We start from the raw sequence: 25,122 nt of genomic DNA, 5'->3' as shown, positions 1-25,122 counted from the left end.
AACTAATTAGCAGTTTTTTTATAAATAGAAGGCGCTTCAGAGACAAATTTCTCAGTGACGCCATTCAAGCTCTCGGAATGGCTGATCATGAAGTAACCGTCATTCTTGAGCAAAGGCAACATTTGATCAGTAATCTGTCGCTTAGTCTCGACATCAAAGTAAATCATCACGTTACGCAAAAAAATCACATCAAACTGGCCCAGATCAGGAAAAGGCTTGGTGAGATTGACCTGCAAGAATTTGATGCGTTGGCGGAGCTCTTTCACAATCAGCAGCTCACCATCGTGATCGCCGGTACCTTTCAGGCAATATTTGGTCAGATAAGGTCTGGGGATCTCAGAGGCACGCTGCATGTTGTAACAACCGCTTTGCGCCTGCTGCAATACCTTGGTGCTTAAATCTGAGGCGACGATTTCCCAGGGCTCTTTGCCCAAGTGTTCATCGAGCAACATGGCAATCGTATAGGGCTCTTCGCCAGAAGAGCAAGCCGCACTCCAGACCCGGAAAGGCTTGCCTTTGCTACGCTTGGGCAGAATCACTTCTTTAAAGAAGTCAAAGTGTTTGGGCTCTCTGAAAAAATGCGTTTCGTTGGTGGTGAGCAAATCAATCGCAATCTGCTTTTCTTTGGCATTGGCGGGATCATTGATCAATTTGTAATACTGCGTAAACGAATTGAGTTGATGAAAATGCAAGCGTTTGCTAAGCCTGCCACTGACCAACGGTTTTTTAACGTCTGACAGGGCAATGCCGGCTTGTGCGTAAATAAAGCTTTTAAACAAGCCAAATTCTTTTACTGTCAATGATTCAATCTGATCCATGTGCTACCCCTTCACTACTTAACTCGCTGCGGACTCACTGGCCAAGGTCGAGCCAGTTGCCAGGCTAGACACTTCATCGACAGAAAGTACCTTGTTAACGTTGAGTAAAATAATGAACTTACCCTCTATCTTGCCCATGCCTTCAATAAAATCTGTGCGGATATTGGCACCAAAACTTGGCGCTGGCTCAATATTGCCCGCCTCGATATCCACCACTTCATTGACGGCATCCACCATCATGCCAACCACTTGCGTTCCCGTCGCATGTGCAACCTCAATGATCACAATACAGGTTTTACGTGTGATCTCCGCCGTCGGCTTGTCGAAACGTGCCGCCATGTCAATCACAGGCACTACGGCCCCGCGCAAGTTAATCACACCTCGTATAAACTCCGGCATTTTGGGCACTTCAGTCAACTGCCCATACTCGATAATTTCCTTCACATTCAGGATATTGATCGCAAACACCTCTCGTCCGAGGACAAACGTCAAATACTGCTGCATGGCATCAGAAAAACCGTTTAACTGATGCTGCTCACCTCTTGCAATTGCCAATTCACTCATTTTTCTATCCTCTCGTTGTTGGTTTCAAGCGCATCACAATCACGCGACGCTGTACGTCGCCGTGAAGACTTAAAACCTCACGAACTGCTCCTCATCAATACCGCCACCAAAGGTGCCGGTTTTAGGCGTTTGTATCACTGGGCTATTGAAAGATTTGCTCACCGTAGGCTTACTGCCCTGTAGTTCAAGATAGACATAATGCTTTCCCCCAAAAATTGATCACATGTGATTTGACAAACTTCTGGCCGACTGGCCCTGGTGATCTATGATTCCCAGCATAGGTCACACGCATCCCACTCAAGTTAAAACTTCACAAACTGTGACTCATCAATATCGGCCGACGTAGCACTTGCTGCATGCAGCACTGATTTGCTACTGGATGGCTTGGTCACTTTTTTAACGCTCTTTTTAACTGCTGATGAAAAGCCACCGTCTTCTGAGCCAACCTTAAAGTAAGCAATCAACTGCTGTAATTGCTCGGCCTGACCACTCATCTCTTCAGCGGTCGCTGCCAGTTCTTCACTGGAGCTGGCGTTTTGCTGGGTCACCTGGCTCAGTTGATTCATCGCAGCCGTAATCTGCAAGGCTCCACTGCTTTGCTCTTCACTCGCGGCATAAATCTCTTGTACCAGATCACTGGTTTTGTTAATACTAGGCACGATCTCATCCAGCAAATCACCGGCACGTTCGGCTAAGCCCACAGAGTTTTTCGCCACCTCACCAATCTCTTGCGCGGCCACCTGGCTACGTTCTGCCAGTTTGCGTACTTCTGCAGCAACCACGGCAAACCCTTTACCATGCTCACCGGCACGTGCCGCTTCAATCGCTGCGTTCAAAGCCAGCAGGTTGGTCTGGTAGGCAATATCATCAATAATGCTGATCTTGTCGGCAATACTCTTCATCGCAATCACGGTATCTTTCACCGCAGCGCCACCCTCGTTAGCATCTTTCGCGGCTTTACCGGCAATGCCGTCAGTTACTTTAGAGTTTTCGGCGTTCTGGTTAATCGAAGCACTCATTTGCTCAACGGAAGCAGAGGTCTCTTCTACTGAAGCGGCTTGTTCATTGGTCGCCTGGCTGATGCTTTGTGCGGTAGCGCTCACTTGCTCGGAGGCACTAGCAATGTTATCGGCAGAGCCACGCACTTCAGAAATAATGCCTGTCAGGCGGTTGACCATGCCGTCAATTGCAAACAGGATGCTGCTGCTATCTCCAGGACGGATATCGGTTTTAACTGTCAAATCACCTTCGGCCACGCGTTTCACAATACCTGCAGCATAGGCGGGCTCACCACCGATTTGAGCCAGCAATTGTTCGACCATTTGCTTCATGGAGTACAATAAGCTGCTGGTGTCGCCGGGTTTGGTTTCAACCTGAACCGTGTAGTCGCCGGAAGCGACTGTTTTCACCACTGATGCCGCATAATCAGGTTCGCCACCCAATTGTTTCAGTAAACCTTGAGTAATAAACCAACCTAGCGCAGCAGCAATCGCCACCACAATCCCGGCAACGGTCATCGCTATCGTATTCGCATGCGATTTAGTGGCTTGTGCCTCATCAGCCGCTTTTTTAGCCAGCTCAACGTTGTAGTCGAAGCCTTCATTCACTGCACCACTCACTTTCTCTGCAATTGGTGCAATCACATTCATAAGATCTCGAGCCTGCTCGCGTTTATTGGCTTGCACCACTGCAAACAGAGGTTGATAAGCAGCCTCATATTCTTTGGCGCCTTGCTTCATGCGCATGGCAATCTCTTTATCTTTGTCATCCGCAACATAATTCGCCAGATAATGGTCGATTGCATCATTCAAGCCCCTGTTATGCTCATCAATCTTGGTCAGTGCCTCATCCTCAATACGAGGATCGACATTCAGCACATAACGGTTTAACTGGATACGCAAGCGCAACACATGCTTCCTGGCCTGGTCCAGATCAATCAATCCGGGGACAGACTTGATATTGGTGTAGTTTGTAGTATCAAAGATCTTGTTCATCTGGATGCTACCCATCACAGCAAGACCAACCAAACCAACAATGGCTGTAAATATCAATAACAGCATTTTTTTTGCAACAGTCAGTTTCATGTTATATCCTTCATATTTATGGATTCAGAATCCAAATGCACTTTTAGAATTCTCGTTAATAAAGCTTTTTATAATGCACGGTGAGACTCGCTGACATTACTACCCGCCAATGTGGCAATTTCATCTACCGACAACACACTGTTCACATTCAAAATAATCACAAACTTGCCATCAATCTTGCCCATACCTTCAATAAAGTCTGCGCGGATATTGGCACCAAAGCTTGGCGCAGGCTCAATATTGCCCGCCTCAATATCCACCACTTCATTGACAGCATCGACCATGACACCAACCACTTGCGTCGCCTCTGCATGCGCAACTTCTATAATCACGATGCAGGTTTTACGTGTGATGTCGGCACTAGGCTTACCAAATCTGGCAGCCATATCAATCACTGGCACCACTGCACCGCGTAGATTAATCACACCACGTATAAAAGCAGGCATCTTAGGTACTTCAGTCAGTTGCCCATACTCGATAATTTCTTTGATATTGAGGATATTGAGGGCAAATATTTCTCGCCCAAGTACAAAGGTCAGATACTGCTGAACGGTGTTTAATGATTCATGTTGCTGAATTTTTGGTGGCTCCGCCACAATCAATTCACTCATGATGTTCCCTTTCGTTTGATTCCTTGTGAAGTCTCAGAAGCCCCGTTTGACATGGTCGCGCTGGTACAAGGGTTAGAATTTTACGAACTGTGCCTCGTCAACCGACGTTGCAAAATCATGATTCGCAGTGCTTGAGTTCAACTTTGAAACCACTGATTTTGTAACTTTTTTGATTGCGCCTCTTGCCGCAGAGACTCCAGAGGAATCGTCTGTGCCCACTTTGAAGAACGAAATTAATTGTTGTAGTTGCTCTGCCTGACCACTCATCTCTTCAGCCGTCGCTGCCAACTCTTCACTAGAGCTGGCATTTTGCTGTGTGACCTGACTCAGTTGGTTCATGGCCGCGGTAATCTGTAGTGCACCACTGCTTTGCTCTTCACTAGCCGCATAAATCTCTTGTACCAGATCACTGGTTTTGTTGATGCTAGGCACGATCTCATCCAGTAAGTCACCGGCACGCTCAGCCAGACCCACGGAATTCTTAGCCACTTCACCAATCTCTTGCGCGGCCACCTGGCTACGTTCAGCCAGCTTGCGCACTTCGGCTGCTACCACCGCAAAGCCTTTGCCATGCTCACCAGCACGCGCGGCTTCAATCGCCGCATTCAAAGCCAGCAGGTTAGTCTGGTAGGCAATGTCATCAATAATGCTGATCTTGTCAGCGATGCTCTTCATCGCAATCACGGTGTCTTTTACCGCAGCCCCGCCTTCGTTGGCATCTTTAGATGCTTTGCCAGCGATGCCATCGGTCACTTTAGAGTTTTCAGCGTTTTGGTTGATGGAAGCACTCATCTGCTCAACTGAGGCAGAGGTTTCTTCGACTGAAGCGGCTTGTTCATTGGTCGCCTGGCTGATATTTTGCGCAGTCGCACTCACTTGCTCGGAAGCACTGGCAATATTGTCGGCAGAGCCTCTTACCTCACTAACAACCGAAACCAGTTTTTCAACCATGGTTTTCATTGCGGCCATTACACTAGTTTCATCGCCGACTTTGGTTTGCACGGAAATCGTCAAGTCGCCATTTGCAATTTTTCCTGCAATATTAGCTACAGTATCTGGCTCACCACCTAACTGCTTAAGCAATCCGGATGTAATGAACCAGCCCAAGAAGGTTGCAATCGCAATGATGACAGTGGACACGATCATGGAGTTACGTTGTGCGTCGGCAATTGTTATATTTGCACGCTCTGCGGCCCGCTTCGCCATTTCAACATTAAAATCAAAGTCTCGATTTGTCGCCTCGGCAACGCGTTCGAAAACTGCTTGATACTTATTGACAAGGTCGCGTGCTTGCTCTTGTTTGTTGTTTCGAGAAAGCTCCAGCACTTGAGGATAAACAGCGAGCATTTCTTCAGAAGCTGCCTTCAATGCCAAAATCAGCTCTTTATCTTTGTCGTTTGAAACATAGTGCTCAACATACTTATCAATATTTTCTACAAGTTTCTTATGGTGCTCACTCAACTTTTCTTCTGCAGCCGCCATTTCCTTGGGGTCACTATTCAATACGTGTTTATTGAGGTTAATGCGCAAGCGCAGAGAGTGCTTGCGTATCTCATCTAGGGCAATCAGGCTTGGAATAGAGTTGATATTACTGTAGTTTGCACTATCAAAACTTTCGCGCATTTGCACGTTACCCATCCATGCCAACCCAACCATACCGATCACAGCAACCGTAATCAATAAAATCATTTTTTTTGCGACCGTAAATTTCATTTTTGACCCCTTAGAGACATTTCCACATATAACCTGTTACAAAATCAAAGCGCTATTTCTGACTCTCTGTATTGTTCAGCATTCGCTAACTGCATCATGCGCGGCACATCCAATACCAGTGCCACGCTACCTGAGCCAAGAATGGTGAAGCCACCAATGCCTTTGACGTTCTCAAACACCTTGCCCAGGGGTTTAATCACGGTCTGGAATTCACCAATCAACTTATCCACCACTAATCCTATTTTTTGGTTTGCATACTGCATCACAACGATGTTTTGCCGTGCAGGAGGCTCACCTTTACTTTCGAACTCATCCCTGAGTTTGAGGTAAGGCAACACCTCGCCGCGCAGGTTAATAAAGTTTCTTTGATCATTGACAGAGGATTCATAATCCGCTGTAGAAAGCTCAATACATTCCACCACCATATCGAGTGGGACCACATAAGAAGAGTCGGCCACGCCCACGAGAAAGCCATCAATAATGGCGAGCGTCAGTGGCAGGCGGATGCTCATGGTGCATCCCAAGCCAGGCCGTGACTGGATATCAATGGTGCCGCGCAGGGCCTGAATATTACGTTTGACCACATCCATGCCCACCCCGCGGCCAGACAGGTTGCTGACGGCGTCTGCGGTAGAAAAGCCTGCTTCAAAAATCAGGTTATAAATGTCTTTGTCACTGAGTGACTGCTCAGGGCTGACCAAGCCTTTGTCTATGGCTTTGGCCAGAATCTTGTCGCGGTTAAGGCCTGCGCCATCATCACTGACTTCAATCACGATGCTGCCGGAGTCGTGGAAAGCATTGAGTTTGAGCGTGCCATAAGCGGGTTTGCCTTTGGCAACCCGCACCTCGGCTGATTCAATGCCGTGGTCCATGGAGTTGCGTACCAGATGCGTGAGTGGATCACTGATTTTCTCCACCACGGTTTTATCGAGTTCGGTTTCTTCGCCACTGATCTCCAGGCGGATATCTTTACCCAGCTCTTTGCTGACATCACGTACCACACGGTTAAAACGGCTAAAGGTGGCGCCGATTTGCACCATACGCAAGGCCAGCGCTGAGTCGCGTACTTGCTCCACCAGCGTAGAAATATTGGAAGTGGCTTCATTCATGGCACTATCACCGATCTTATTGGAAATCAGTGTGGCGCCAGCCCCTGCAATAATCAGTTCGCCCACCAGATTGATCAGCTCATCCAGCTTGTTGGCATCAATGCGGATATAGTTGGATTCGGCATTTTTGGTTTCTTTGACCTGACGCTGTTTTTCCAGCGCCGCATTGACCACCGCGGGTTGCACCAGTTGCTCATTGACCAGTGTCTGGCCGATGGGCTGCTTGTCGCCAGTTGCAGGGTTGGCCTGTTTGGCCAGCGCGGCCTCCAGCTCATTGGGCGTCAGTGTGCCGCACTTGAGTAAAATCTCACCCAGTTTCATGTCTTCATTGGAGAGGCGGTCGATCAAGTCGATATAGTGCTGAATCTGCCCATGCGGCGGCAGGATATGAATCTCGCAATCATCACGTACAAAATCAAAAATACCTTCGATCTCGACTTTGCTGGCCTGGCTTTCGTAACTGATTTCAAAACCCAGAAAGCAGCTCTCGGCATCCATCTCTTCGAGTGCAGGCAGGGCTTGTGTGAGGGTGACCATGTGCACAATGCGGCCCATGGTATTCATGTAACGCAAGAAGCTGAACGGATCCATGCCACTGCGGAAGGTATCCGGGCCGAAGCGCAAGGAGAGATGCCAGCAACCGGTTTCTGCGGTGTCCATACTTTCTAGCGCGCCTGGCTCGGCGGCGGTGACAGTCGCAACTGGCAACTCAGCCACGGCTTTGGCCGTCTGCTTGGCTTCCAGGTAAACATTGAGCCGGTGAATCAAACTGTCATTGACCACCAGGGTTTCGGCATTTGGGGTAGTGCCTTCGGCCACATGATCAATCAGCTTGCTGATAAAGTCGCCCACTTCAAGAAAGAGGGCCACGATCTCTTCAGTGACTTCAATTTCACCATTCCGCACTTTATCCAGCACGCTTTCAGCCACATGGGTGAAGCTGATGATAAAGTCCAAGCCAAACAAGCCGGCCGAGCCTTTAATGGTGTGGGCCGCACGGAAGATGGCATTAATCTTTTCTTCGTCTCCGGGATTCTGTTCCAGCGTCAGCAGCGCTTCTTCCATCTGCTGTAGCAAATCACGGCTTTCAATGATGTAAATCTGCAGGGATTCATCTAGTTGCATCTTGTTTCCTCCTTAAATAGTGGTCTCAAGCGGCAACTTCTGTCAGCACCTGGGTGATGCCAAAAAAGCCAGCGGTGTCAGAGAGCTCAATCAAATCCATGACCGCATCACTGGGGTTTGCAAGTTGGAAATCCACGCCATGTGAGAGTGCATGCAAGCGGATTGCCATCAAAATTTGTAGACCAGCCGCATCGACTTCGTCCACCTCGGCCAACTCAAGATGCAAAGGCAAGGTCTTGCTGAGCTCCGCCTTCACCTGGGCCATGGTCTCTGCTGCGTTATAAATATTTAGTTCACCACTAAAGGTCAGCGCACAACGCGCTTCATTGGTATCAATCATGACTGGCATACTGGAACTCCCTGAGATAGAAAATCGACGGATGGCTAAGGGTGATGCGCTATGGCAACACCAGCTTGGACACGGCGTTCAACAATTGTGGCGGTTGGAAAGGTTTCACCATCCATGCCTTGGCGCCCCCAGCCTGACCCTGCATTTTTTTCTCTTCGGCGCTCTCGGTGGTGAGCATGATCACTGGTGTGAATTTGTAGGCGGGGATTTGCTTGCTGGCTTTGAGGAACTCAAGGCCGTTCATATTGGGCATGTTCACATCACTAATGATGAGGTGGATTTTTTGCCCGTTTAACTTGGTCAGTGCGTCCTTGCCGTCTTCGGCTTCAATCACATCGTAACCGGCCCCTTTGAGAGCGGTACCAACTACGGATCGCAAAGAAGAAGAGTCATCTACAATAAGTATGGTTTTTGCCATGGCTAATTCCTTATTATCTAAAGCGTTTAAAAGAAAGTGATGTCATCTGCATCGTTGCTGGTGCTGGCCGGTGGCGCAGCACTCGCAGTGAAAGATTTTTTGCTGGCAGCAACAGTTGGTCTGGAGCGCTTGTCGTGGATCTGAGTTTGCTCACGCATGGTGTAAGTGGACTTCAATTGTTTTAACCATTCATCAACACTGCCCAGTCCGTTCACATCGTCCACGCGCTGATTCAGTTTTTCGATATCCTGCTGAACGTGGCTTAGCATTTGACTGACGCGGTCCTGAAACTGCAATGAAAACAACACTTGATCAATCTCTTGTGCCACATGCTGGCTTTCTTTAACCATCTGCTGACTCTCTTCGACCACCTCATTCGCGGTATGGCCAAATTTATCCAGCACGGTATTCACAATCTGTTCGGCCTCCACCAGGGTTTGCGCATCTTTCTTTTCAAACTCTTTTGAAACTTGCGATACATTTTTAATCGCTTGCGACACACGATTCACGGTTTCAGAAATATGCGAGCCGGTACGGCCGGCATCTGAGGACAGTCTTTTCACTGCATCGGCCACCACAGCAAACCCGCGGCCGCGCTCACCGACACGCGCTGCTTCAATCGCAGCGTTGACAGCGACCATCCCGGTTTCCTTGGCGATGCGAGTGACAATATCTGCCATATCCAACAGTTCTTTGGTATAACTGGATAAAGTTGAAACGGCCTCTAGCAGCGTCTGCTTTTCTTCGATGCTGTTTTTGAGCAAGGCAATCACCATGGCTAACTGATCCTGGCTTAAATTGAGCAATTCAAGCAATTGCGCATTACTCTGCGATTGTCCATGACTGGTGACCGCACGTACGCTTTGCGACAATCCTGCAAACTTGGCACTTAACTCATCAATCGAGCTACTGGTCAGTGTTTTTGCAGCATGGATCTGATCTGCCCATAGTGGCAGCACCGATTGGCACAACTGCTGTAATTCCTCATTGTGAAATTCAGGCATATCATTGCTGCTCGCGGTGTGATCGTAATAATTTTGCATTCATGGGATCCTTACAGTAGTGCCAATGAAATTACATTTGTCTAGCTCAATTTTAAGAGACTGACGGATGCGTTAATCCTCTAATAAGCGTGGGTTTATTTATCCTAATCTAATCCTAGAATCAGGCCTAAAGCCTGCGCTATTTATGGCGTTATAGAGAGACGAGCGGCGCATAACCGCCAACGTGAATTTTTCACGTTAAAACAAGGAATTAGCTATGAAAATGCAGGAACTCAACATCAAACGGACCTTGTTGAAATTCGTCTTCATGATGATTATCAGCATTACCTTGACCGTTGGCTGTCTGATCTGGATGACGCATAAAACCTACTTCTCACGCGGGGTGATCATGAATACCTTGATCCCGAATATGGAGGCGCTGAACGAGGTCAGAACAGAGACACTGATGCTGATTGCCGATGTACGAGAGTCGCTCAGAACGCAGGATTTATATGAGCGCAATCACGTCCTGCCAGAAATATTGAACAAACTCCATGTGCTGACTAACAAGGTGGAGCAGTTGAAACAACTCCCTGCAATCAACTCGCAAAATGCCAGTTTGATTGACGAAATAGAGAGCAACTTCCATCTGTTTAAAGACGAACTCAACCAGTTACTCATCCAGCAACCGACTGATAAGTCAGAAGCCTCAGTGACAACACGATTTACACCTCTGTTTCATGCCGGGAAAGCGACCATAGACAGCGTGGACACCGCACTGGCCGGGAATCTTTCGCAAACCTGGCAAGAGTTCAAGTCACTGGAATATATTGAATTTACCAATATCGGTATTTATCTGGCCAGCATGCTGCTTCTGCTGGCCATGTTGTATTTTGCGGGCAAAAAAACCTATGCAAGGATTCTGGCGGTGTTGGGGTCAGAGCCAAATGAGTTTATAGGCGTGATTAATGGTTTGCTGGAAGGCAAGCAAACGCCGCCACAACAAGTGCAAGAAAACAGTCTGATGTTCCGACTGCAGCAGTCCTTGCTGTTTGACAGGGAAACCGGAGTGCTGAATAAACTGGGCTTTTTGCACCATTACCCGCAGCGATTCTCCGCAGACCAACCCGTCGTTGCGACCCTGATCAGGGTACAGTCACTCGAAGAGCTGTCAGAGTTTATTGGACCTGCCAGCACCACTGAACTATTGAACCAGTTTTTGGCACGGCTACAAGAAAGAGTCGTGTCAAACAGCATGATTGCACGCGTCGCCTATTCGAGTTTTCTATGGGTCAGAGAAGAATGCGGGGATGATAAAAAGCTGGTGACCGAAATTGAAACACTGATTGCACGCCTGCAAGCCCCTTATTCGCTTGGCATACGCGCCATCAAGATCAAGACCTTTGCCGGGATCATGAAGCTGCCGCAAGATACTGAAAACTTCAAGCTATTGATTCCCTACACGACGCTGACAGCAACCAAGGCGGAAAAAACACTCCAGCAGTACCTGTTTTTTGCCCCGGGGTTTTTACAAGAGTCTCTTGATTATATTGAAATGGAAGCCGCACTTTCACATGCGCTTGAAAACAAGGAATTTGAAATCTACCTGCAACCGCAAGTGGATATTCGCGACAACCGGATTGCCGGTGCCGAGGCCTTGATCCGCTGGAAACATCCGCTCAAAGGCTTTATCCCGCCAGATAAATTTATTCCTGTGGCTGAACGCAACGGGCAGATTCTGGAGATAGGTGACTGGATTTTGAATCAAGGCATCGCTTATGCCGTCGAAATCAATCAGAACCGACTTGACATGATCCCGATTGCAATCAATTTGTCTTCGCACCAGATTCAGGCGCCGCAGTTTTTTGACAGCTTGCAACAAAAATTAAGCCATTGGCAGTGCGATCCGGCCTGGATCAAACTGGAGATCACAGAATCTGTGCTGTTGGAGAAGAGTGAAGAAGTACTAAAAACCCTGTTACAGATCGCATCACTGGGCATTACAGTTTCGCTGGATGACTTTGGGACAGGCTACTCCTCACTGAGCTATCTAACCAAATACCCAATCAGCCAGATCAAGATAGATCGTGCCTTTATGAACGACATTCCCTTACATCTGGACAATACCGAGCTGGTGAAGGCCATCGTCAAACTGGCCGAAATTCTGCACTTTGAAGTAGTGGCAGAAGGCATAGAGTCTCTGGAGCAGTTAAACTTTTTGAACACCACTTCGTGCAAGTTCGTGCAAGGCTATTACTTTTATAAACCCATGCCTTACAGTAACTTCAAGACACTGGTGACTGTCCCCAGCAGCCCCACTGAGTCAGTATCGCTCAAGTAAAGCTCGCATTTCGATGGGGATTGGCCAGCAAGAAAGAATTAAAACTGATACAACAACGTCAACCATGTCTTGGTGGTATCAGGCTTGCGTGAGGTCGCTGTGAGGCTGCTGCCTAACGTTTCATTCTCATAAAACCGTGCATACTCAAACTTAGCCTGCAACTTGGGCGTATATTGATAAGCACAGGAAACATCCCACTCGTTACCGTAATGATCGCCCATGCCTGACGGCGTTTGATAGCGCTGATCGGCATACATGGTGTGCCACTCGGTATGCAATGTCCACTGCTCAAACTTGCCACCTAGCGTCAAATAGCGGTCTATCATGCCTTGCCTCGGCGTGGTGGTAAACAAATCAGTCCAGCCCTGAAAAGGATGCAAGGTGGCAAACGGCGTTTGAAACGCATATAAGCCGCGGTTACTCGATAGAATTTCCTGATCGATCCTGGCAAACCATTGTTTGTAACCCAGCCCCAAGCCCATTCTGCGATAAGACACATCAATGGCACTGGCGCCGCCCTGGAAGGCGGTTTGCCTGGCCAGCTCCAGCGTATGCAACCAGCGCCAGTCAGGGTGCACCTCGATTGCGCCATCAAAACGCAAACCAATATCCTTATGCGAATTATTCAAAACGCCAGTATTCTGGCCTGTTTCAGGCTGATCCATAAAATAGCCGTAAGCGGTGACACTCGCCTTGGGCGCATACTGATAACTGGCATGCACAATATCAAAATCGGTATTACGGTATTTGCCTGTAGCCTGGCGTAAATGCTCATAATGCCCCAGCAAAAACTCGGTATTTGCCAGCGAGTGATTGGTCAAGGTCAGCCCGTCAAACACTTGAGACGATTGCCTGAAAATAATATCGCCCACATAACGGGTATTATCAATCCGGATGATTTGCCTGCCTAGCCGCACTTTGCTATGAGGAATACCGGTGTAATCAATAAAGAGCTGGTTAATATCCGTGATTTCAGGATCTTGCACCGTTGGCAACGGACTGGAATGATTGCGCCCCAGATTGTTATCGTAAAAATCCTGATTCAAATGGCTTACATTGATCACCTGCGCCGTGACACTGAGGTCTTTGTACGGCGCGGTTTGCCATCCGAGCAAGGACTGCAAGGTCAATGCGTTGGCGTCGTCTGGCTTGTTGGCCTGGTCTACATACTCATAACGAAACCGGAATTGTGATACCGATTTGCCCTGGTGAATCGCCTCATACACACTGCTCACGCCGCCTTCCTCTGCATAGATCGCAGTATGAAAAGTCAGCAAAATGCCCAACAAAAGACGGCTACCTAGCCTGGGAATATGGTGCATGGTTGTCACCCCATTAATCAATTATGGCAAATCATAACGGTGATCGCAGCAAGGCAATTCATGCATTATCGTTTTGAATCTGCCCCATTTTTTGAATTGATACCCGAGTCAATGAATACAGAAAACCGGCTGGTGGCTGGCTTGTCATTGGTTAATCAGGACTGCCAGGAGCAGTCTGTAAACGATTAAGAAGTTGAGAATAAGCGTTGATTTAGTCACAACACAAAAAGACAATAGCCTTTCATGCTCTCACAATAGGGCTCGAGTCAAGCGGTATGTCATGTTACTGATTAGAATTACTCATCGCCATTGGGTATAGTTTCCAACCAGGTACGAATTGCCCATATTTCCTCTTGGGTCAATTTATCTGCGAAAGCCGGCATGGATATTTTGCTATTGCTACTGTTTTTTCCTTCATGCACGGATTTGAAGTAAAAAGCATCCCCCTCTTCTGCTGTAGGTAAAAAACGCAAATCTGGGGCTTTGCCCTGGGCGACAGCATTTTCCCCATGACAGAGGGCACAGTGCGCTTTATATAACCGATAACCAATATTTTCTGACGTGCGATTGCCTCGATATGGATTTTTATTTTGTGGTCCCTCCAATGGAGATAGTCCATTTTGGATCGCTTCAGCAGAGAGTGCGCTAGATGCAATCACTGATAAAAAAATGAGTCGGGTTAACTGAGTTGATATTGAAAAAAAACTGACAATGTTCATTGGTGTTGGCTGCGCTGAGATTGTCAAAATATGGCTGCTACACTTGCTAACAGTTGGTAGCAGCCATGTGTTAACCCTTTAAAAACCAGTGATTAAACGTCTCTTTTTTGCCTGCGTACCAAGCAAACCAAACCCAAGCCCATCAGTGACAGAATCGCTGTATCTGGCTCAGGGACTGCAGCAACTAGCTGTGAACCATACAATCGCAGTGTAGAACTCGCATTGAAATCGCCAATATCAACCACGCCGAAATAGATATCGAAATTACCCGTGTGGTCTGCTTTGAATGAGAAACTGGTGAGACCAGTACTCGCTAAATCATTACCGGAGGCATGGCTTGCAGTTGTTTTACCCACATCGCTTAAGGTAGACAATTTGCCGTTGATCACAATAAAACTGTAGTCTTTACCAATGTTACTTGCGCCTACATCGCGCGTTGCAAAGCTGTAGTCGAAAGAAAGCGTGTCGCCCGCTTTTAAGTTGAAACTCAGTTTCATTGCAGAGCCTTCGTAAGCTTGCGCACTGAAGGAGTCAATATCCAAACTGCCATCAGCCAAACCTAGATAGTTTTCCAACCCGGTGCCAATATTTGTTTGCTCAGGCTCATTGCCTGAAACATTCAGCGCACCAGCATCAAGGGGATAATCATCCTGGTTGAATTTAGAGGCTGTAGTGAGCGTCCATACATTATTCAAATTGCCAACATCGCCTCTGTAACTTTGTACCTGGAGGTTGTTTGCCATTGCGTGGCCCGAGAGTGATAAGATCATTAGCAGGGCTATGCCCTGAGCGCACGTAACGTGCTGCGCGGCGTGGTGGCACAGGTGATCAGCGGGCCGGTCAGTGCCGAAGTCAAACTCGATTTACCAGGCGGCAATACCGTGTTTGCCAGCATTACCCATGAAGCCGCACGTGAACTTGGACTCAGTCAGGGCGCCAGTGCCAGCGTGGTATTCAAAGCCTCTGCGGTGATACTGGCAGTTGCCAGCTAGGCGTTTACCCTCAGAGGCTGGCCACCCATTCCGCTGGCCGGGTATGAAAGCGTGGCTGGCAAGCATCCAGTTGATCAGAGATGGTGGTAGTTTTTAACCAGCCACCGTCTTTCAGACGCCAGGCCATCACCCGTTCGTAATAGACATCGATGCGTAGCGGAAACTCATCGATATCAAAGCCCTCTTCCGACAAGACAAAACTGTGGTAATAAAAACACTTACCCCCGTCGGCGGCGTAGCCATGGATCTTGGTAGCTTGCAGTGAGGGTTCATCGTGCCTTTCAAAACGCTCGGCGCGAATCACTCGCTGTTGTTCAGCCACAGACAAATTGGCATAGAGTTGTTCTATCATGAGTGGACTCCTTTCTTGCGCATTCAAGATGCGGATGCGTCGTGCATGGCGCGAAACGCGCCTACTCCATCAGTGCCACCGATTTGACCTGTAGCCAGACTGACTGACCGACAGTGATGCCCAGGGTCGACGCCGAGCGTTTAGTGAGTCTGGCAATCAGCACCGAAGCTCCCACCTTGACACGGATCAGCATGACACCGGGATGCGTGTCTATGGCCATGGCATCGACCACACCCTGCAACTGGTTCTGGATACTGCTATCGGTTTGTGGCCGGATGGCCACACTGACATCACGGGCCTGAATATGTACCCGCAGCTGACGCCCCAGCGGCAGGTCTCGCTGCCTGGTCCAGACGCTGCCACCGTCAAATGCCAGCCGCATCAGATGCCATTCCTGGTCAAGTTCGCTGACTTGCGCCTGCAGGACCACGCCGCTGTCCTCCCCCAGGCGGATCGGAGTATCCAGTTGCGCCAGCGTCTCCAGCAATGGCCCTTGTGCCAGCACTCTGCCCGCTTGCAGCATAACGATATGGTCAGCCAGGCGTGCTACTTCGTCATGGGCATGGCTGACATACAGCAATGGAATATCCAGATTGTCATGCAGGCGCTCCAGATAGGGCAAGATTTCCTGTTTGCGCGCATAATCCAGGGCAGCCAGCGGCTCATCCATCAATAGGAGCCGCGGCCTTACTGCTAAGGCCCGCGCCATGGCCACCCGTTGTCGCTCCCCCCCGGACAAATGTGCCGGGTTTCTACCCAGTAGCGGCGTCAATTCCAGCAAGGCGATGGCCGCCTCCAGATCTGCTGGCCGCGCCTGCGTATTGCGCCTGAGGCCAAAACGCAGGTTTTCCAGCACCGTCAGGTGTGGAAACAGGCTGGCCTCTTGAAACACATAGCCGATGGGACGGCGATGTGTAGGCAGGCAATACGCACCCTCCTGCCAGCGCTCGCCCTGAAAGCGCAGATAGCCCTCCCTGGGTTGCTCCAGCCCGGCAATACAGCGCAATAGCGTGGTTTTGCCTGAACCGGAGGGGCCAAACAGGACGGTGATGCCGCACCCGGGCAGGGTGAGGTCTACATCCAGAGTAAAGCTTGGCCTGGTCAGATGAAAACGTGCCTGTATCTCGCCCATGTCAGTAACCCCTGTTCGGTTGCGTGCGCCACACATGCAGCGCCAGCAACACCAAAAACGAAAACAGCAGCATGACCGCGGCCAGTGTATGCGCCTGACTATATTCCAGGGCTTCCACATGATCATAAATCTGTACCGAAGCGACGCGGGTTTGTCCCGGCACATTGCCGCCTATCATGAGTACCACCCCAAACTCGCCTACGGTGTGGGCAAAGGTGAGCATAGCTGCCGTCAGAAATCCCGGCCAGGACATCGGCACCACCACACTGAAAAACGTATCCAGTGGCGAAGCACGCAAGGTTGCTGCTACCTCCAGCGGCCGCTCACCGATAGCCTCAAACGCGGTGTGCAAGGGCTGCACCATAAACGGCAGGGAATATAGCACCGAGGCCAGTACCAGCCCCCAGAAAGTAAACGGTAAACTGCCCAGACCAGTGGCCTGTGTCAGCTTACCCAGCGGGCCTTGTGGTCCCATCGCCAGCAACAGGTAGAACCCTAACACTGAAGGTGGCAGCACCAGCGGCAAGGCCACGACCGAGGCCACCAGCCCTTTCCACCAAACGCGGCTGCGTACCAGCCACCAGGCGACGGGCGTGCCTATGATGAGCAATAGCAGGGTGACCAGACTGGCCAGCTTGATGGTCAGCCAAATGGTCTGTATATCCTCGATGCTTAACATGATGTTTCCTGTGTGTTGCCTCAGGGCAATTTATAACCGTTTTTGGCAAAGATGGCACGCGCCTTTTCCGACTGCACGAACCCATAAAACTTGCGGGCGGCATCCGCATTGTTATCTATGCCATGCTTGAGGATGACCACGCCCTGCGCAATCGGCTCATAACTCTCTTCTGGCACAGCCACCCATTTACCCTTGCCTGTAGTCTCCGGTGCAACGACAATCGACTTGGCACTGAAGCCAACATCTACCGCTTTGCTATCCACGTACTGGCTGACCTGGGTAATGCTCTCGCCATAAACCAGTTTGGGTTCCAGCGCCACTTTCACCTTGTAGAACTCCATGGCCTTGAGTGCCTGTTTGCCAAACGGCGCCAACTTTGGATTGGCAATGGCCACTTTGCCAATAGCCGCATCCGTCAGCCCGGCCACGCCCTTGCTTAAATCGGCCCCGGTTTGTGACCATAGCACCAGCAACCCGTAGGCGTAAGGCTTGGGCGCAGTCACGGCAAAACCTTCTTTATACAAGCCCTCGGGAAACTCCATATCGGCAGACATGAATACATCAAAGGGCGCGCCCTGGCGTACCTGGGTGGCAATTTTGCCAGAAGCGTTGAGCACGCTTTGTGCCTCGATGCCGGTTTCCTGTTTAAACTCGGCAGCCAGGTCATCGAACACGTATTTGAGGTTGGCCGCAATGGCCACAGTAAAAGGTTCGGCAGCCTGGACCTGCATGGAAACTGCCAGCACGCTGGCTATCAACAGTTGTTTGAGTGATCGCATGGGATCTCCTTGTCTGAATAAAAGTTAAAAGTCGAATTGGGCACGCATGGTGACGGCGTCTTCATGATCCAGCGTATACGTTTTGCTGCTACCTGAGACGGTGGCAGAGGTGGTCACCGGGGTATCAAAATGGGTGTGCACATAGTTGGCAATCACACGCACATAGGGCGTCAGCACCCAGTTGGCGCCTATCGTCCAGGCATCAAACGCATTGCTACGCCCGCTTGCCAGCTTGCCGGTTCCAGTAGCGTTAGTGCTGACAAAATCACCGCCATCAAACTTGCTGTAACGTGCCCCAAGTTGCAACGCGCCCCAGCCCTCGCCCCCCCAGACAAAATCCTGTTTGGGACGCAAGCGGCCAAACATGCCATCTTTATAGGTGCTGGCAAAAGTTTCGCCGCTCACCAGCCAGTTAAGGCTGGCATACCATGCGGTCAGATCACGATCAAACCCGGTACCATCAAAATTTTCACGTATATGTTCTGCCTGTAGCTTGACCGGACCGTGTGCCAGCCCAAGTTCATAGCCCTCTCGCGTACGGTCAACTGCGCGCGTAAAACCTTCACTGGTAGAAAATACGGTGTATCCGCGGCCTTCGGTCAATACATTCAGGGTTGGCACGCTGCCAGGTTCTTGTTGACCCCTGGCATAAAAGCTGCCGATATGCAGGACACTGTCTTTCCAGTCGGCAAACTGGGCAATATTGCCGACCACACGTACCAGCGCATCCTTGTTGTCATATTTGGCATCGGTTTCATCACCATTGGCAGTGGCTGTGTTAACGCCTTTACCATCGGTCCATGAGGCGTTATAGAACAACCCTGGCACAGGTTCGCCAAACACCATCACGCCGCGGTCAAAAGTGGCACCCAGCAGATAGTCCGTGCCTGCCCGTTCCTGAAAATCTGTAAAGTTGGCATTCATGGCACGCTCAAGTCCATAAAACGGCTTGAACTGACCTGCGCGTAATTTGAATCCGTTAAAATGCAGGTAGTCGACGTGCGCATAGGTCAGGCCGACACTGCCATTATTGGCCGTACCGCTATATTCGGCTTCCAGTCTTGCCGCAAAATCCTTCATCGCCACATTGGCACCCAGCCGGGCGCGACGAATGTTGAAGGTATCTGCGGCTGCAATATCCGGAGAGAAACTGCGGTAGTCGGCTTGCACGCGTCCATTGAGGCCCAGTTTCCAGGCACCACTACCATCTTCAAAACTCAGGCCATTTTTAAAGTTGGCGTACACTGGCTGGCCACTCGATTTGCCACGGGCCGATTGCAATGCCTTGATTTCATCGGCCATCGCGTCCATCTTCCACTGCTGATCACGCAAGACCTGTTTGTCATCGCTCGCTACCCCTCTGGTTTCCGCCGGTTTTTCTAACCGTGCCTGGAGCAACTTCAATGCATCTGCCATCTGTTGCATTTGTGTTTGTTGTACTTCCAGCATGTGCTGCAATTGCGCGATGCGGGCATCGGTTTCAGCATCTGCCCACGCCTGGCTGGTTGGCATCCCCAGCCAGGCCAGACTGACCAGTATGGATACTTTTTTCATGTAAAGCGCTCCCTGATGTATTCAAAGACTCGATATAAAGCAAGATATATAGCGATAGAGAAAAAACTACTCGCTCACCCCTAAAATTACACTGCTGGCTTTAAAGACGGCTACCATCGTTTTACCAGCGGCCAGTTGCAGTTCGGCCACACTGTCATTGGTCACGGTCGCGGTGATCACATTGCCTCCGGTGCTGCGCAGGCTGACTTCGGCGTTGACACCACCCTGATGTATGCGAGTCACCTCGCCGCCCAGTTTGTTGCGTGCACTCAGGCCAGTCGCGGCTTCAGGACTGGCGAGGATCACCCAGCTGGCCTTGACCAGTGCCCAGGCCTCGCTGCCCACCTGCAAGCCCAGCTCATTCAAGCCATCATGGGTAATGACAGCGTGTATCTGGTCGCCGCCAGTCAATTGCAGGGTCACTTCAACATTGACCTGCGCCTGCTTGATTGCCACCACCTTGCCAAAAAACTGGTTTCTCGCACTGGTTTTCACTGTCAGCCTCCGCATCCATGTATAAATGTTGTCAAAATCAGCGATGCCATCACTGGCCGCCTGTAAAAATTTCTGGTGCTCACGCCTTAACACGCGACTGGCATCCACGACACGGATGCCGGCTTCAGTCAATTGCGCCCCGCCCCCACCCTTGCCACCTGTGGTAGTCTGCACCAGGGCGTCGCCAAACAAACTGTTCATGGCATCCACCGCATCCCAGGCCCCCTTGTAACTGAGTCCTGCCAGTTTGGCGGCCTGCGAGATAGAGCCGCAGCTACCGATATGCTCCAGCAGTGCCAGGCGACGGTCTGTCAGCAAGCCAGCCTGGCCATCACTGCCTTCGGGGCCCAGTAACAGTGAGCCACTTACCTGCATGGTCTGCGTCATCTGCGTTGTCATCTTTCTGTCTGCCTTTGTCATGTTTGTCACATTTGCTACGCTATAAAGTAGATTATATAGCGATAGGCAAGACTATGCAGTTTTTGTGCCAGCTGCCATGATAGACACCGGAAAAACTGCCAGTTACTGCCCCTCACCTCGCATAAACCAGTCAAACACCTGTCGCAATAACAATAACTCCTGCCTGTCAGCGCTACGCAAGGCACTCATATGCCTGAACTCACCGCCAAATAAGGCGATTTCGGACTTGGGCGCATCCGGTGTCATGTAACGACAAAGATGAATGCGTAATGGACCTTCATCAGTGGTGACCCAGGCCGTAAAATCATGCTGGTATTACAGTGTGTCAGCAGGCACATTCAGGGTTTTGACGATTTCTACCCCTTGTGCTGCCGTGAGAGGCTGGCGCATCGGCTGGTCAGGCTCTGCTAATACGCTGGCACTGGCGGGCAAGGCAGCCGGTGCCAACAACCCGCCATGGGGCCAGCGCACGAACAGCAGTGCAGTGCTGTAATTATCAAAATGACAGGCAATCACACGTTGCGGCAGTAGGTTGGTGGCAGGTAGCATCATCATTCGCTTATACAGTCATACTGAATAGTGCCGGTTGTTGCTGCCTGAACACGCGCAGCCACATCAGGGTCGCTGGCACCATGGCGCGGATGGCAAACCAAATGGCATCGCGCTCGAAGCCGCCCGACGAACGGACTTGTGACAGCAGGACATTCCAGCCTGCCCAGTCGATTTCGGACATGGCGGTTTTGTTTTCCATGGGCAGCCGGTCTACATTTTCGGCAATAATACGCAGGTGGAGCAGGGTTTCAGCCTGGGTGAGCTGACTGCTAAAAAAACCCTCTGGAGCGACATCCTCGGTGAGGGTCAGCACTGCCTCGCAGGATTGCAGCATAATATTAAGCATGGTGGCGCTAGCCAGACTCATAGCGGTACCCCATCGGCATAGGCCTGAATGACCGAGGCCCCCACGCTGTCTTGCGGGTCTATCTCTTGCAGTTTGGTCAGGATTTGCCGCACTTCTGGCAGACGCTGCTGGCGCAGGCGGATATAGGCAAAGGCCTTGAGGCTAAACAGGTAAAAGTGTTGCGGCGAATCGACCTGCGTCCAGTCACAGCTTTGTGCGGTCAGTGATTGCCAGTGGCTATTGATGTGCGCCTGTCTAGCTGCGGCGTCCAGCGCCATGTGTACAGCACGCTCGGCATCACCCAGGCGATTACGTACGGCATACAGTTTGTAGAGCGTGTAATACACATGCAGACAGTCGGGCGAGACCTGATGCGCGCGCAATAGCAGCGACTCTGCCTCACGCCAATCGTGGGTGGTGGCTGCCGCGGCCAGATACCCGGCAATCGGTGGCGGCAAGTCTTCGTGGGCGACGATACCATTCATGGCTGACCTCTCATGGGGTGTCTCTCATCTCAGGCTTTCATCACATCACAGACCATGCAGCGCAAGCTGGTTCAAACACTGGCCTCGCATCTGTCAGCGTCCCCTACCAGACGCTGTCCGGCACTTTCAGGCGCTCGACCACTTCGCCTGCCAGCAGGTGCTTGTCTATGATTTCGGTCACGTCGTCTTTGCTCACACCACCGTACATCACGCTTTCCGGGTAGACCAGCACATGCGGGCCACTGTCACAGGGGCCCTGGCAGCCGCTAAACGTCACCGAAAACTGCTCCCACAGATTGCGCGTCTGCACCTGTTGCCAGAACGCCTGCAAAATATCATTGCTGCCCCGTCCCTGGCACGAGCCTCGCGGGTGGCCCGGTGGTCTGGCCTGGTTACATACAAACACTTGTCTGGCGGGTTTACTCATGGGGGATGTCTCCAACAATGCAATACAAAAAAGGGGATTAGCCGAACTTGAACAGGATGCCGTAGCCACCACGCGGGTATTCCCAGGCCACATTGCGGTGCTCGTTACAGATAATGCGGCAGGTGCCGCACTCCAGGCAGCCATCACTGATCACGGTGACATTGCCATTGCCTTCCATGGTCCAGCAGCCAGCGGGGCAACACACGGTACAGGCATGGCTGTCACAATGGCGGCAGACGTCAGCATCCTTGATCTCGATATGCGGCTTGCCGCTGTCCACCTTGTAGCGGTTCTGGAACAGTTTCTCTTCAACCTTGACGACAATACTCATTCAAAAGCCCTCCATAACTTGAACGCATCTCCCATCAGGCCCATCAGTGAGCGGCGTTGACGGAAGCTGTGGCGTATCTGCTTTTCTTTGGATTTTTTATCCACGCCATCCACCGTCAGCATGGTGTGGGCGGCTTTGGACAACAACTCGGGATAGTCATTAAAGAACTGCGGATTTTTGTGAAAGATTGCCGGCATGTCCTTGTATTTTTTCAGGTCTTTCATGACAAAGCTGTCGTTGAGCGTGGCCTCGTAGCGCTTGAGGTTGGCCTTGCTGAAGGGCAGGCCCTCGGCACGCAAGGCAATCAAGGTATCCGCCGCCACCATGCCGGTGGTCATGGCCAGATTGGAACCTTCGCGGTGCACGGCGTTAACAAACATGCCAGCGTCGCCAACGATGAGCCAGCCATCGCCAAACAAATCCGGCATGGCGTTGTAGCCGCCTTCTGGAATCAGGTGCGCGGTGTATTCTTTCATCTCGCCGCCTTCAATCAGCGGCTGGATGGCCGGATGCGCTTTCATTTGCTCCAGCAAGGCATAAGGCGTGGTTTGCTGGGCTTTGAAGTCGGACAGCATACAACCGACGCCGATGGTCACCGACTCGCGGTTGGTATAGAGAAAACCCGTCCCCATCATGCCTTTGGTGATTTTGCCCGCCATTTCGATAACCACGCCCTCTTCGCCCTTGACGTTGAAACGCTGCTCAATCAGCTCGGTTGGCATAAAGTGGATTTCTTTGACCGCCAGCGCCACATCCTTGGGATGCAGCTCGGGGTGAAAGCCGGCTTTTTTCGCCAGGTAGGAGTTGACCCCATCGGCCAGTATCACCGCATCGGCATAAATCTCACCGCCCTGACGGTCCGTGCGTACACCGATGACACGCTGGCCATCCAGCAGCAGTTCGGTCACCGTGGTTTCGCATATGACCAGCGCCCCGGCCTTTTGCACCCGCTCGGAAAACCACTTGTCAAACTGCGAACGTATCATGGTGTAGCGGTTATAGGGCGGCTTGTTAAAGCTGTCCGAGCGGTAGTGCGAACCCATGTAGGAGTCATCATCCAGCACCCACATGCGCTGTTCGATGATATGCCGCTCCAGTGGCGCATCGTCCCTGAAGTCAGGAATCAGTTTTTCCAATGCATCCGAATACAAGATCGCACCTTGTACGTTTTTCGAGCCTGAGCTTTCACCACGTTCCAATTGCAATACGCTGAGTCCGGCCTGTGCCAGACGCAAGGCGGCGGCATTGCCAGACGGGCCAGCGCCCACAATGATCACATCAAATTTTTCACTCATGCTTAGCCTGCCTTTCTTGCAGTTGCCAGGTGTGCCTTAAATGCCTCGGTCAGCGCCGGTAATATGGTCATGGCATTGCCGACAATGCCATAGTGAGCAAAGTCAAAAATCGGCGCATTGGGGTCGTTGTTGATGGCGATAATCACATCCGAGGCATCCATGCCGACCCTGTGCTGGATGGCGCCGGAAATGCCCACCGCGATATAGAGTTTGGGGCGCACGGTTTTGCCAGATTGCCCGACCTGACGGTCTAGCTCGACCCAGCCCGCTTGCACCACGGGGCGAGTGGCGCCGACTTCTGCGCCCAGCACTTGCGCCAGCTCCCAGATCAGTTTGAAGTTTTCCGGCTTTTTCATGCCGCGACCACCAGCGACGATAATGTCGGCAAATGGCAGTTGCGGTTTGTCTTGCATCTCGTCCGGGATAAACTCCAGCACTTTGGTAATGATGCTGCTTTCTATCATGCCCAGGGTGTCTTCAATGATGCGGCCATTGCGCGTCGCGTCGCGCTCTGGCATTGCCATCACACGTGGCCGCACCGTGGCCATTTGCGGCCGATAATTCAGGGTCTGAATGGTACACAGCAAGGAGCCGCCAAAGGTTGGGCGACTCGCCAGCAGGCTGCGCACGTCGAGGTCGATATTGAGCTCGGTACAGTCAGCAGTGAGGCCGGTTTTGAGCGTGGTGGCGACACTGCCTGCCAAATCGCGGCCCAATGTGGTTGCACCAAGGAACAAGATTTCAGGCTGGTATTTGTTGACCAGATCGGTCAGCCCTTTGGTATAAGGCTCGTTACGATAATCTTGCAGCAGCGGGTCTTCAATCAGGTAGCACAGGTCTGCGCCATGGTAAAAGGCCTCCTGGCAAAAACTGCGGGTGGTCTCTCCGGGGGGGCCCATCACCACGCCTGTCAATTCCACACCCAGCATATCGGCCAGTTTGCGGCCTTCGCCCAATAATTCCAGCGAAACGGGATGTATGGCGCCGCGCTCATGTTCAATAAACACCCAGACGCCTTTATACGCTTTCAGACGCTCATCAAGCTCAAATTTCTTCTTGCCTGCCGGTGCCGGTTTTTTGGTTTCTTCACTCATATGGATTCCTTTACTTCATGCTCCCTGGATCTG

At 51.0% G+C, this 25,122-nt stretch carries 28 protein-coding genes; 2 read left to right on the top strand and 26 right to left on the bottom strand.

The features are described from left to right. Positions 1 to 2 precede the first annotated feature (2 nt). The 9 genes from AACH41_RS04290 to AACH41_RS04250 all read right to left on the bottom strand — a co-directional run bounded on the left by AACH41_RS04290 (position 3) and on the right by AACH41_RS04250 (position 9,834). Positions 3 to 818 (bottom strand): protein-glutamate O-methyltransferase CheR, encoded by an 816-nt coding sequence (locus tag AACH41_RS04290; RefSeq protein WP_194747251.1) that lies wholly within the window; start codon positions 816 to 818, stop codon positions 3 to 5. An 18-nt stretch (positions 819 to 836) separates the two neighbouring features. After that, positions 837 to 1,322 carry a chemotaxis protein CheW gene (locus tag AACH41_RS04285; RefSeq protein WP_338657574.1) on the bottom strand — a complete coding sequence of 162 codons (486 nt, stop codon included), beginning with the start codon at positions 1,320 to 1,322 and terminating at the stop codon, positions 837 to 839. A 362-nt stretch (positions 1,323 to 1,684) separates the two neighbouring features. After that, positions 1,685 to 3,466, bottom strand: coding sequence for a methyl-accepting chemotaxis protein (locus tag AACH41_RS04280; protein WP_338656943.1), 1,782 nt, complete (start codon positions 3,464 to 3,466; stop codon positions 1,685 to 1,687). A gap of 68 nt (positions 3,467 to 3,534) precedes the next feature. Further along, positions 3,535 to 4,077, bottom strand: coding sequence for a chemotaxis protein CheW (locus tag AACH41_RS04275; protein WP_338656941.1), 543 nt, complete (start codon positions 4,075 to 4,077; stop codon positions 3,535 to 3,537). Between the two features lie 72 nt (positions 4,078 to 4,149). Further along, complete coding sequence (locus tag AACH41_RS04270) at positions 4,150 to 5,790, bottom strand: methyl-accepting chemotaxis protein (RefSeq protein ID WP_338656940.1); 1,641 nt, start codon at positions 5,788 to 5,790, stop codon at positions 4,150 to 4,152. Between the two features lie 44 nt (positions 5,791 to 5,834). Then, positions 5,835 to 8,024 (bottom strand): chemotaxis protein CheA, encoded by a 2,190-nt coding sequence (locus AACH41_RS04265; RefSeq protein WP_338656939.1) that lies wholly within the window; start codon positions 8,022 to 8,024, stop codon positions 5,835 to 5,837. A gap of 25 nt (positions 8,025 to 8,049) precedes the next feature. Next, entirely contained in the window at positions 8,050 to 8,373 is a 324-nt protein-coding gene (locus AACH41_RS04260; RefSeq protein ID WP_194747258.1) for an STAS domain-containing protein, read from the bottom strand. A 49-nt stretch (positions 8,374 to 8,422) separates the two neighbouring features. Next, positions 8,423 to 8,791, bottom strand: coding sequence for a response regulator (locus AACH41_RS04255; protein ID WP_194747259.1), 369 nt, complete (start codon positions 8,789 to 8,791; stop codon positions 8,423 to 8,425). A gap of 26 nt (positions 8,792 to 8,817) precedes the next feature. Next, positions 8,818 to 9,834, bottom strand: coding sequence for a methyl-accepting chemotaxis protein (locus AACH41_RS04250; protein WP_275357043.1), 1,017 nt, complete (start codon positions 9,832 to 9,834; stop codon positions 8,818 to 8,820). Positions 9,835 to 10,051: 217 nt separating this feature from the next. On the opposite strand from AACH41_RS04250, the gene AACH41_RS04245 reads away from it, so the two are divergent. Beyond that, positions 10,052 to 12,115 (top strand): EAL domain-containing protein, encoded by a 2,064-nt coding sequence (locus AACH41_RS04245; RefSeq protein ID WP_338656934.1) that lies wholly within the window; start codon positions 10,052 to 10,054, stop codon positions 12,113 to 12,115. Between the two features lie 38 nt (positions 12,116 to 12,153). Here the strand turns inward: AACH41_RS04245 and AACH41_RS04240 are convergent, their stop codons facing one another. From AACH41_RS04240 to AACH41_RS04230, 3 genes are all read right to left on the bottom strand, one after another. After that, positions 12,154 to 13,437: an alginate export family protein gene (locus tag AACH41_RS04240; protein WP_338656933.1), complete on the bottom strand. Its 1,284-nt coding sequence runs from the start codon at positions 13,435 to 13,437 to the stop codon at positions 12,154 to 12,156. Positions 13,438 to 13,733: 296 nt separating this feature from the next. Continuing rightward, positions 13,734 to 14,156 (bottom strand): c-type cytochrome, encoded by a 423-nt coding sequence (locus tag AACH41_RS04235; RefSeq protein ID WP_194747262.1) that lies wholly within the window; start codon positions 14,154 to 14,156, stop codon positions 13,734 to 13,736. A 92-nt stretch (positions 14,157 to 14,248) separates the two neighbouring features. Beyond that, positions 14,249 to 14,899 (bottom strand): PEP-CTERM sorting domain-containing protein, encoded by a 651-nt coding sequence (locus AACH41_RS04230; RefSeq protein ID WP_338656932.1) that lies wholly within the window; start codon positions 14,897 to 14,899, stop codon positions 14,249 to 14,251. 42 nt (positions 14,900 to 14,941) lie between these two features. On the opposite strand from AACH41_RS04230, the gene AACH41_RS04225 reads away from it, so the two are divergent. Continuing rightward, on the top strand, positions 14,942 to 15,148 hold the full coding sequence (locus tag AACH41_RS04225) for a TOBE domain-containing protein (protein WP_338657573.1): 207 nt from the start codon (positions 14,942 to 14,944) through the stop codon (positions 15,146 to 15,148). A 10-nt stretch (positions 15,149 to 15,158) separates the two neighbouring features. On the opposite strand, the gene AACH41_RS04220 is transcribed toward AACH41_RS04225, so the two are convergent. The 14 genes from AACH41_RS04220 to AACH41_RS04155 form a co-directional block, all read right to left on the bottom strand. Beyond that, positions 15,159 to 15,500: a hypothetical protein gene (locus AACH41_RS04220; RefSeq protein WP_275357071.1), complete on the bottom strand. Its 342-nt coding sequence runs from the start codon at positions 15,498 to 15,500 to the stop codon at positions 15,159 to 15,161. A 61-nt stretch (positions 15,501 to 15,561) separates the two neighbouring features. Next, the gene (gene modC / locus AACH41_RS04215) at positions 15,562 to 16,632 is read right to left on the bottom strand and encodes a molybdenum ABC transporter ATP-binding protein (RefSeq protein ID WP_338656930.1); all 1,071 of its coding nucleotides are present in this window, start codon (positions 16,630 to 16,632) and stop codon (positions 15,562 to 15,564) included. Position 16,633: 1 nt separating this feature from the next. Continuing rightward, a complete protein-coding gene (gene modB / locus AACH41_RS04210) occupies positions 16,634 to 17,311 on the bottom strand; it encodes a molybdate ABC transporter permease subunit (protein ID WP_228518670.1) in 678 nt (225 codons plus the stop codon). Between the two features lie 20 nt (positions 17,312 to 17,331). Continuing rightward, positions 17,332 to 18,090: a molybdate ABC transporter substrate-binding protein gene (gene modA, locus AACH41_RS04205; RefSeq protein WP_275357073.1), complete on the bottom strand. Its 759-nt coding sequence runs from the start codon at positions 18,088 to 18,090 to the stop codon at positions 17,332 to 17,334. A 24-nt stretch (positions 18,091 to 18,114) separates the two neighbouring features. Continuing rightward, positions 18,115 to 19,644 (bottom strand): porin, encoded by a 1,530-nt coding sequence (locus tag AACH41_RS04200; protein WP_338656927.1) that lies wholly within the window; start codon positions 19,642 to 19,644, stop codon positions 18,115 to 18,117. Between the two features lie 66 nt (positions 19,645 to 19,710). Next, positions 19,711 to 20,538, bottom strand: a complete 828-nt coding sequence (locus AACH41_RS04195; protein WP_338656925.1) for a TOBE domain-containing protein — start codon at positions 20,536 to 20,538, stop codon at positions 19,711 to 19,713. 123 nt (positions 20,539 to 20,661) lie between these two features. Next, a complete protein-coding gene (locus AACH41_RS04190; RefSeq protein WP_338656924.1) occupies positions 20,662 to 20,805 on the bottom strand; it encodes a hypothetical protein in 144 nt (47 codons plus the stop codon). Positions 20,806 to 20,874: 69 nt separating this feature from the next. Next, positions 20,875 to 21,114 (bottom strand): hypothetical protein, encoded by a 240-nt coding sequence (locus tag AACH41_RS04185; RefSeq protein WP_338656923.1) that lies wholly within the window; start codon positions 21,112 to 21,114, stop codon positions 20,875 to 20,877. A 4-nt stretch (positions 21,115 to 21,118) separates the two neighbouring features. Continuing rightward, positions 21,119 to 21,478: a hypothetical protein gene (locus tag AACH41_RS04180; RefSeq protein ID WP_338656922.1), complete on the bottom strand. Its 360-nt coding sequence runs from the start codon at positions 21,476 to 21,478 to the stop codon at positions 21,119 to 21,121. Further along, complete coding sequence (locus tag AACH41_RS04175; RefSeq protein ID WP_275357078.1) at positions 21,475 to 21,942, bottom strand: hypothetical protein; 468 nt, start codon at positions 21,940 to 21,942, stop codon at positions 21,475 to 21,477. The genes AACH41_RS04180 and AACH41_RS04175 overlap by 4 nt, the downstream gene beginning before the upstream one ends. A gap of 103 nt (positions 21,943 to 22,045) precedes the next feature. Further along, complete coding sequence (locus tag AACH41_RS04170; RefSeq protein ID WP_194747301.1) at positions 22,046 to 22,369, bottom strand: (2Fe-2S) ferredoxin domain-containing protein; 324 nt, start codon at positions 22,367 to 22,369, stop codon at positions 22,046 to 22,048. Between the two features lie 37 nt (positions 22,370 to 22,406). After that, on the bottom strand, positions 22,407 to 22,700 hold the full coding sequence (locus tag AACH41_RS04165; RefSeq protein ID WP_194747302.1) for a ferredoxin family protein: 294 nt from the start codon (positions 22,698 to 22,700) through the stop codon (positions 22,407 to 22,409). Beyond that, positions 22,697 to 23,995: an FAD-dependent oxidoreductase gene (locus AACH41_RS04160; protein WP_338656920.1), complete on the bottom strand. Its 1,299-nt coding sequence runs from the start codon at positions 23,993 to 23,995 to the stop codon at positions 22,697 to 22,699. Before AACH41_RS04160 ends, AACH41_RS04165 begins: the two co-directional genes overlap by 4 nt. Positions 23,996 to 23,997: 2 nt before the next feature. Beyond that, entirely contained in the window at positions 23,998 to 25,089 is a 1,092-nt protein-coding gene (locus AACH41_RS04155; RefSeq protein ID WP_338656918.1) for an electron transfer flavoprotein subunit alpha/FixB family protein, read from the bottom strand. Between the last annotated feature and the right edge of the window lie 33 nt (positions 25,090 to 25,122).

Source organism: Methylophilus sp. DW102 (assembly GCF_037076555.1).
Classification (GTDB): domain Bacteria; phylum Pseudomonadota; class Gammaproteobacteria; order Burkholderiales; family Methylophilaceae; genus Methylophilus; species Methylophilus glucosoxydans.
The sequence above is the reverse complement of the archived record's forward strand: the minus strand, read 5'-3'. Positions and strand labels throughout refer to the sequence as shown.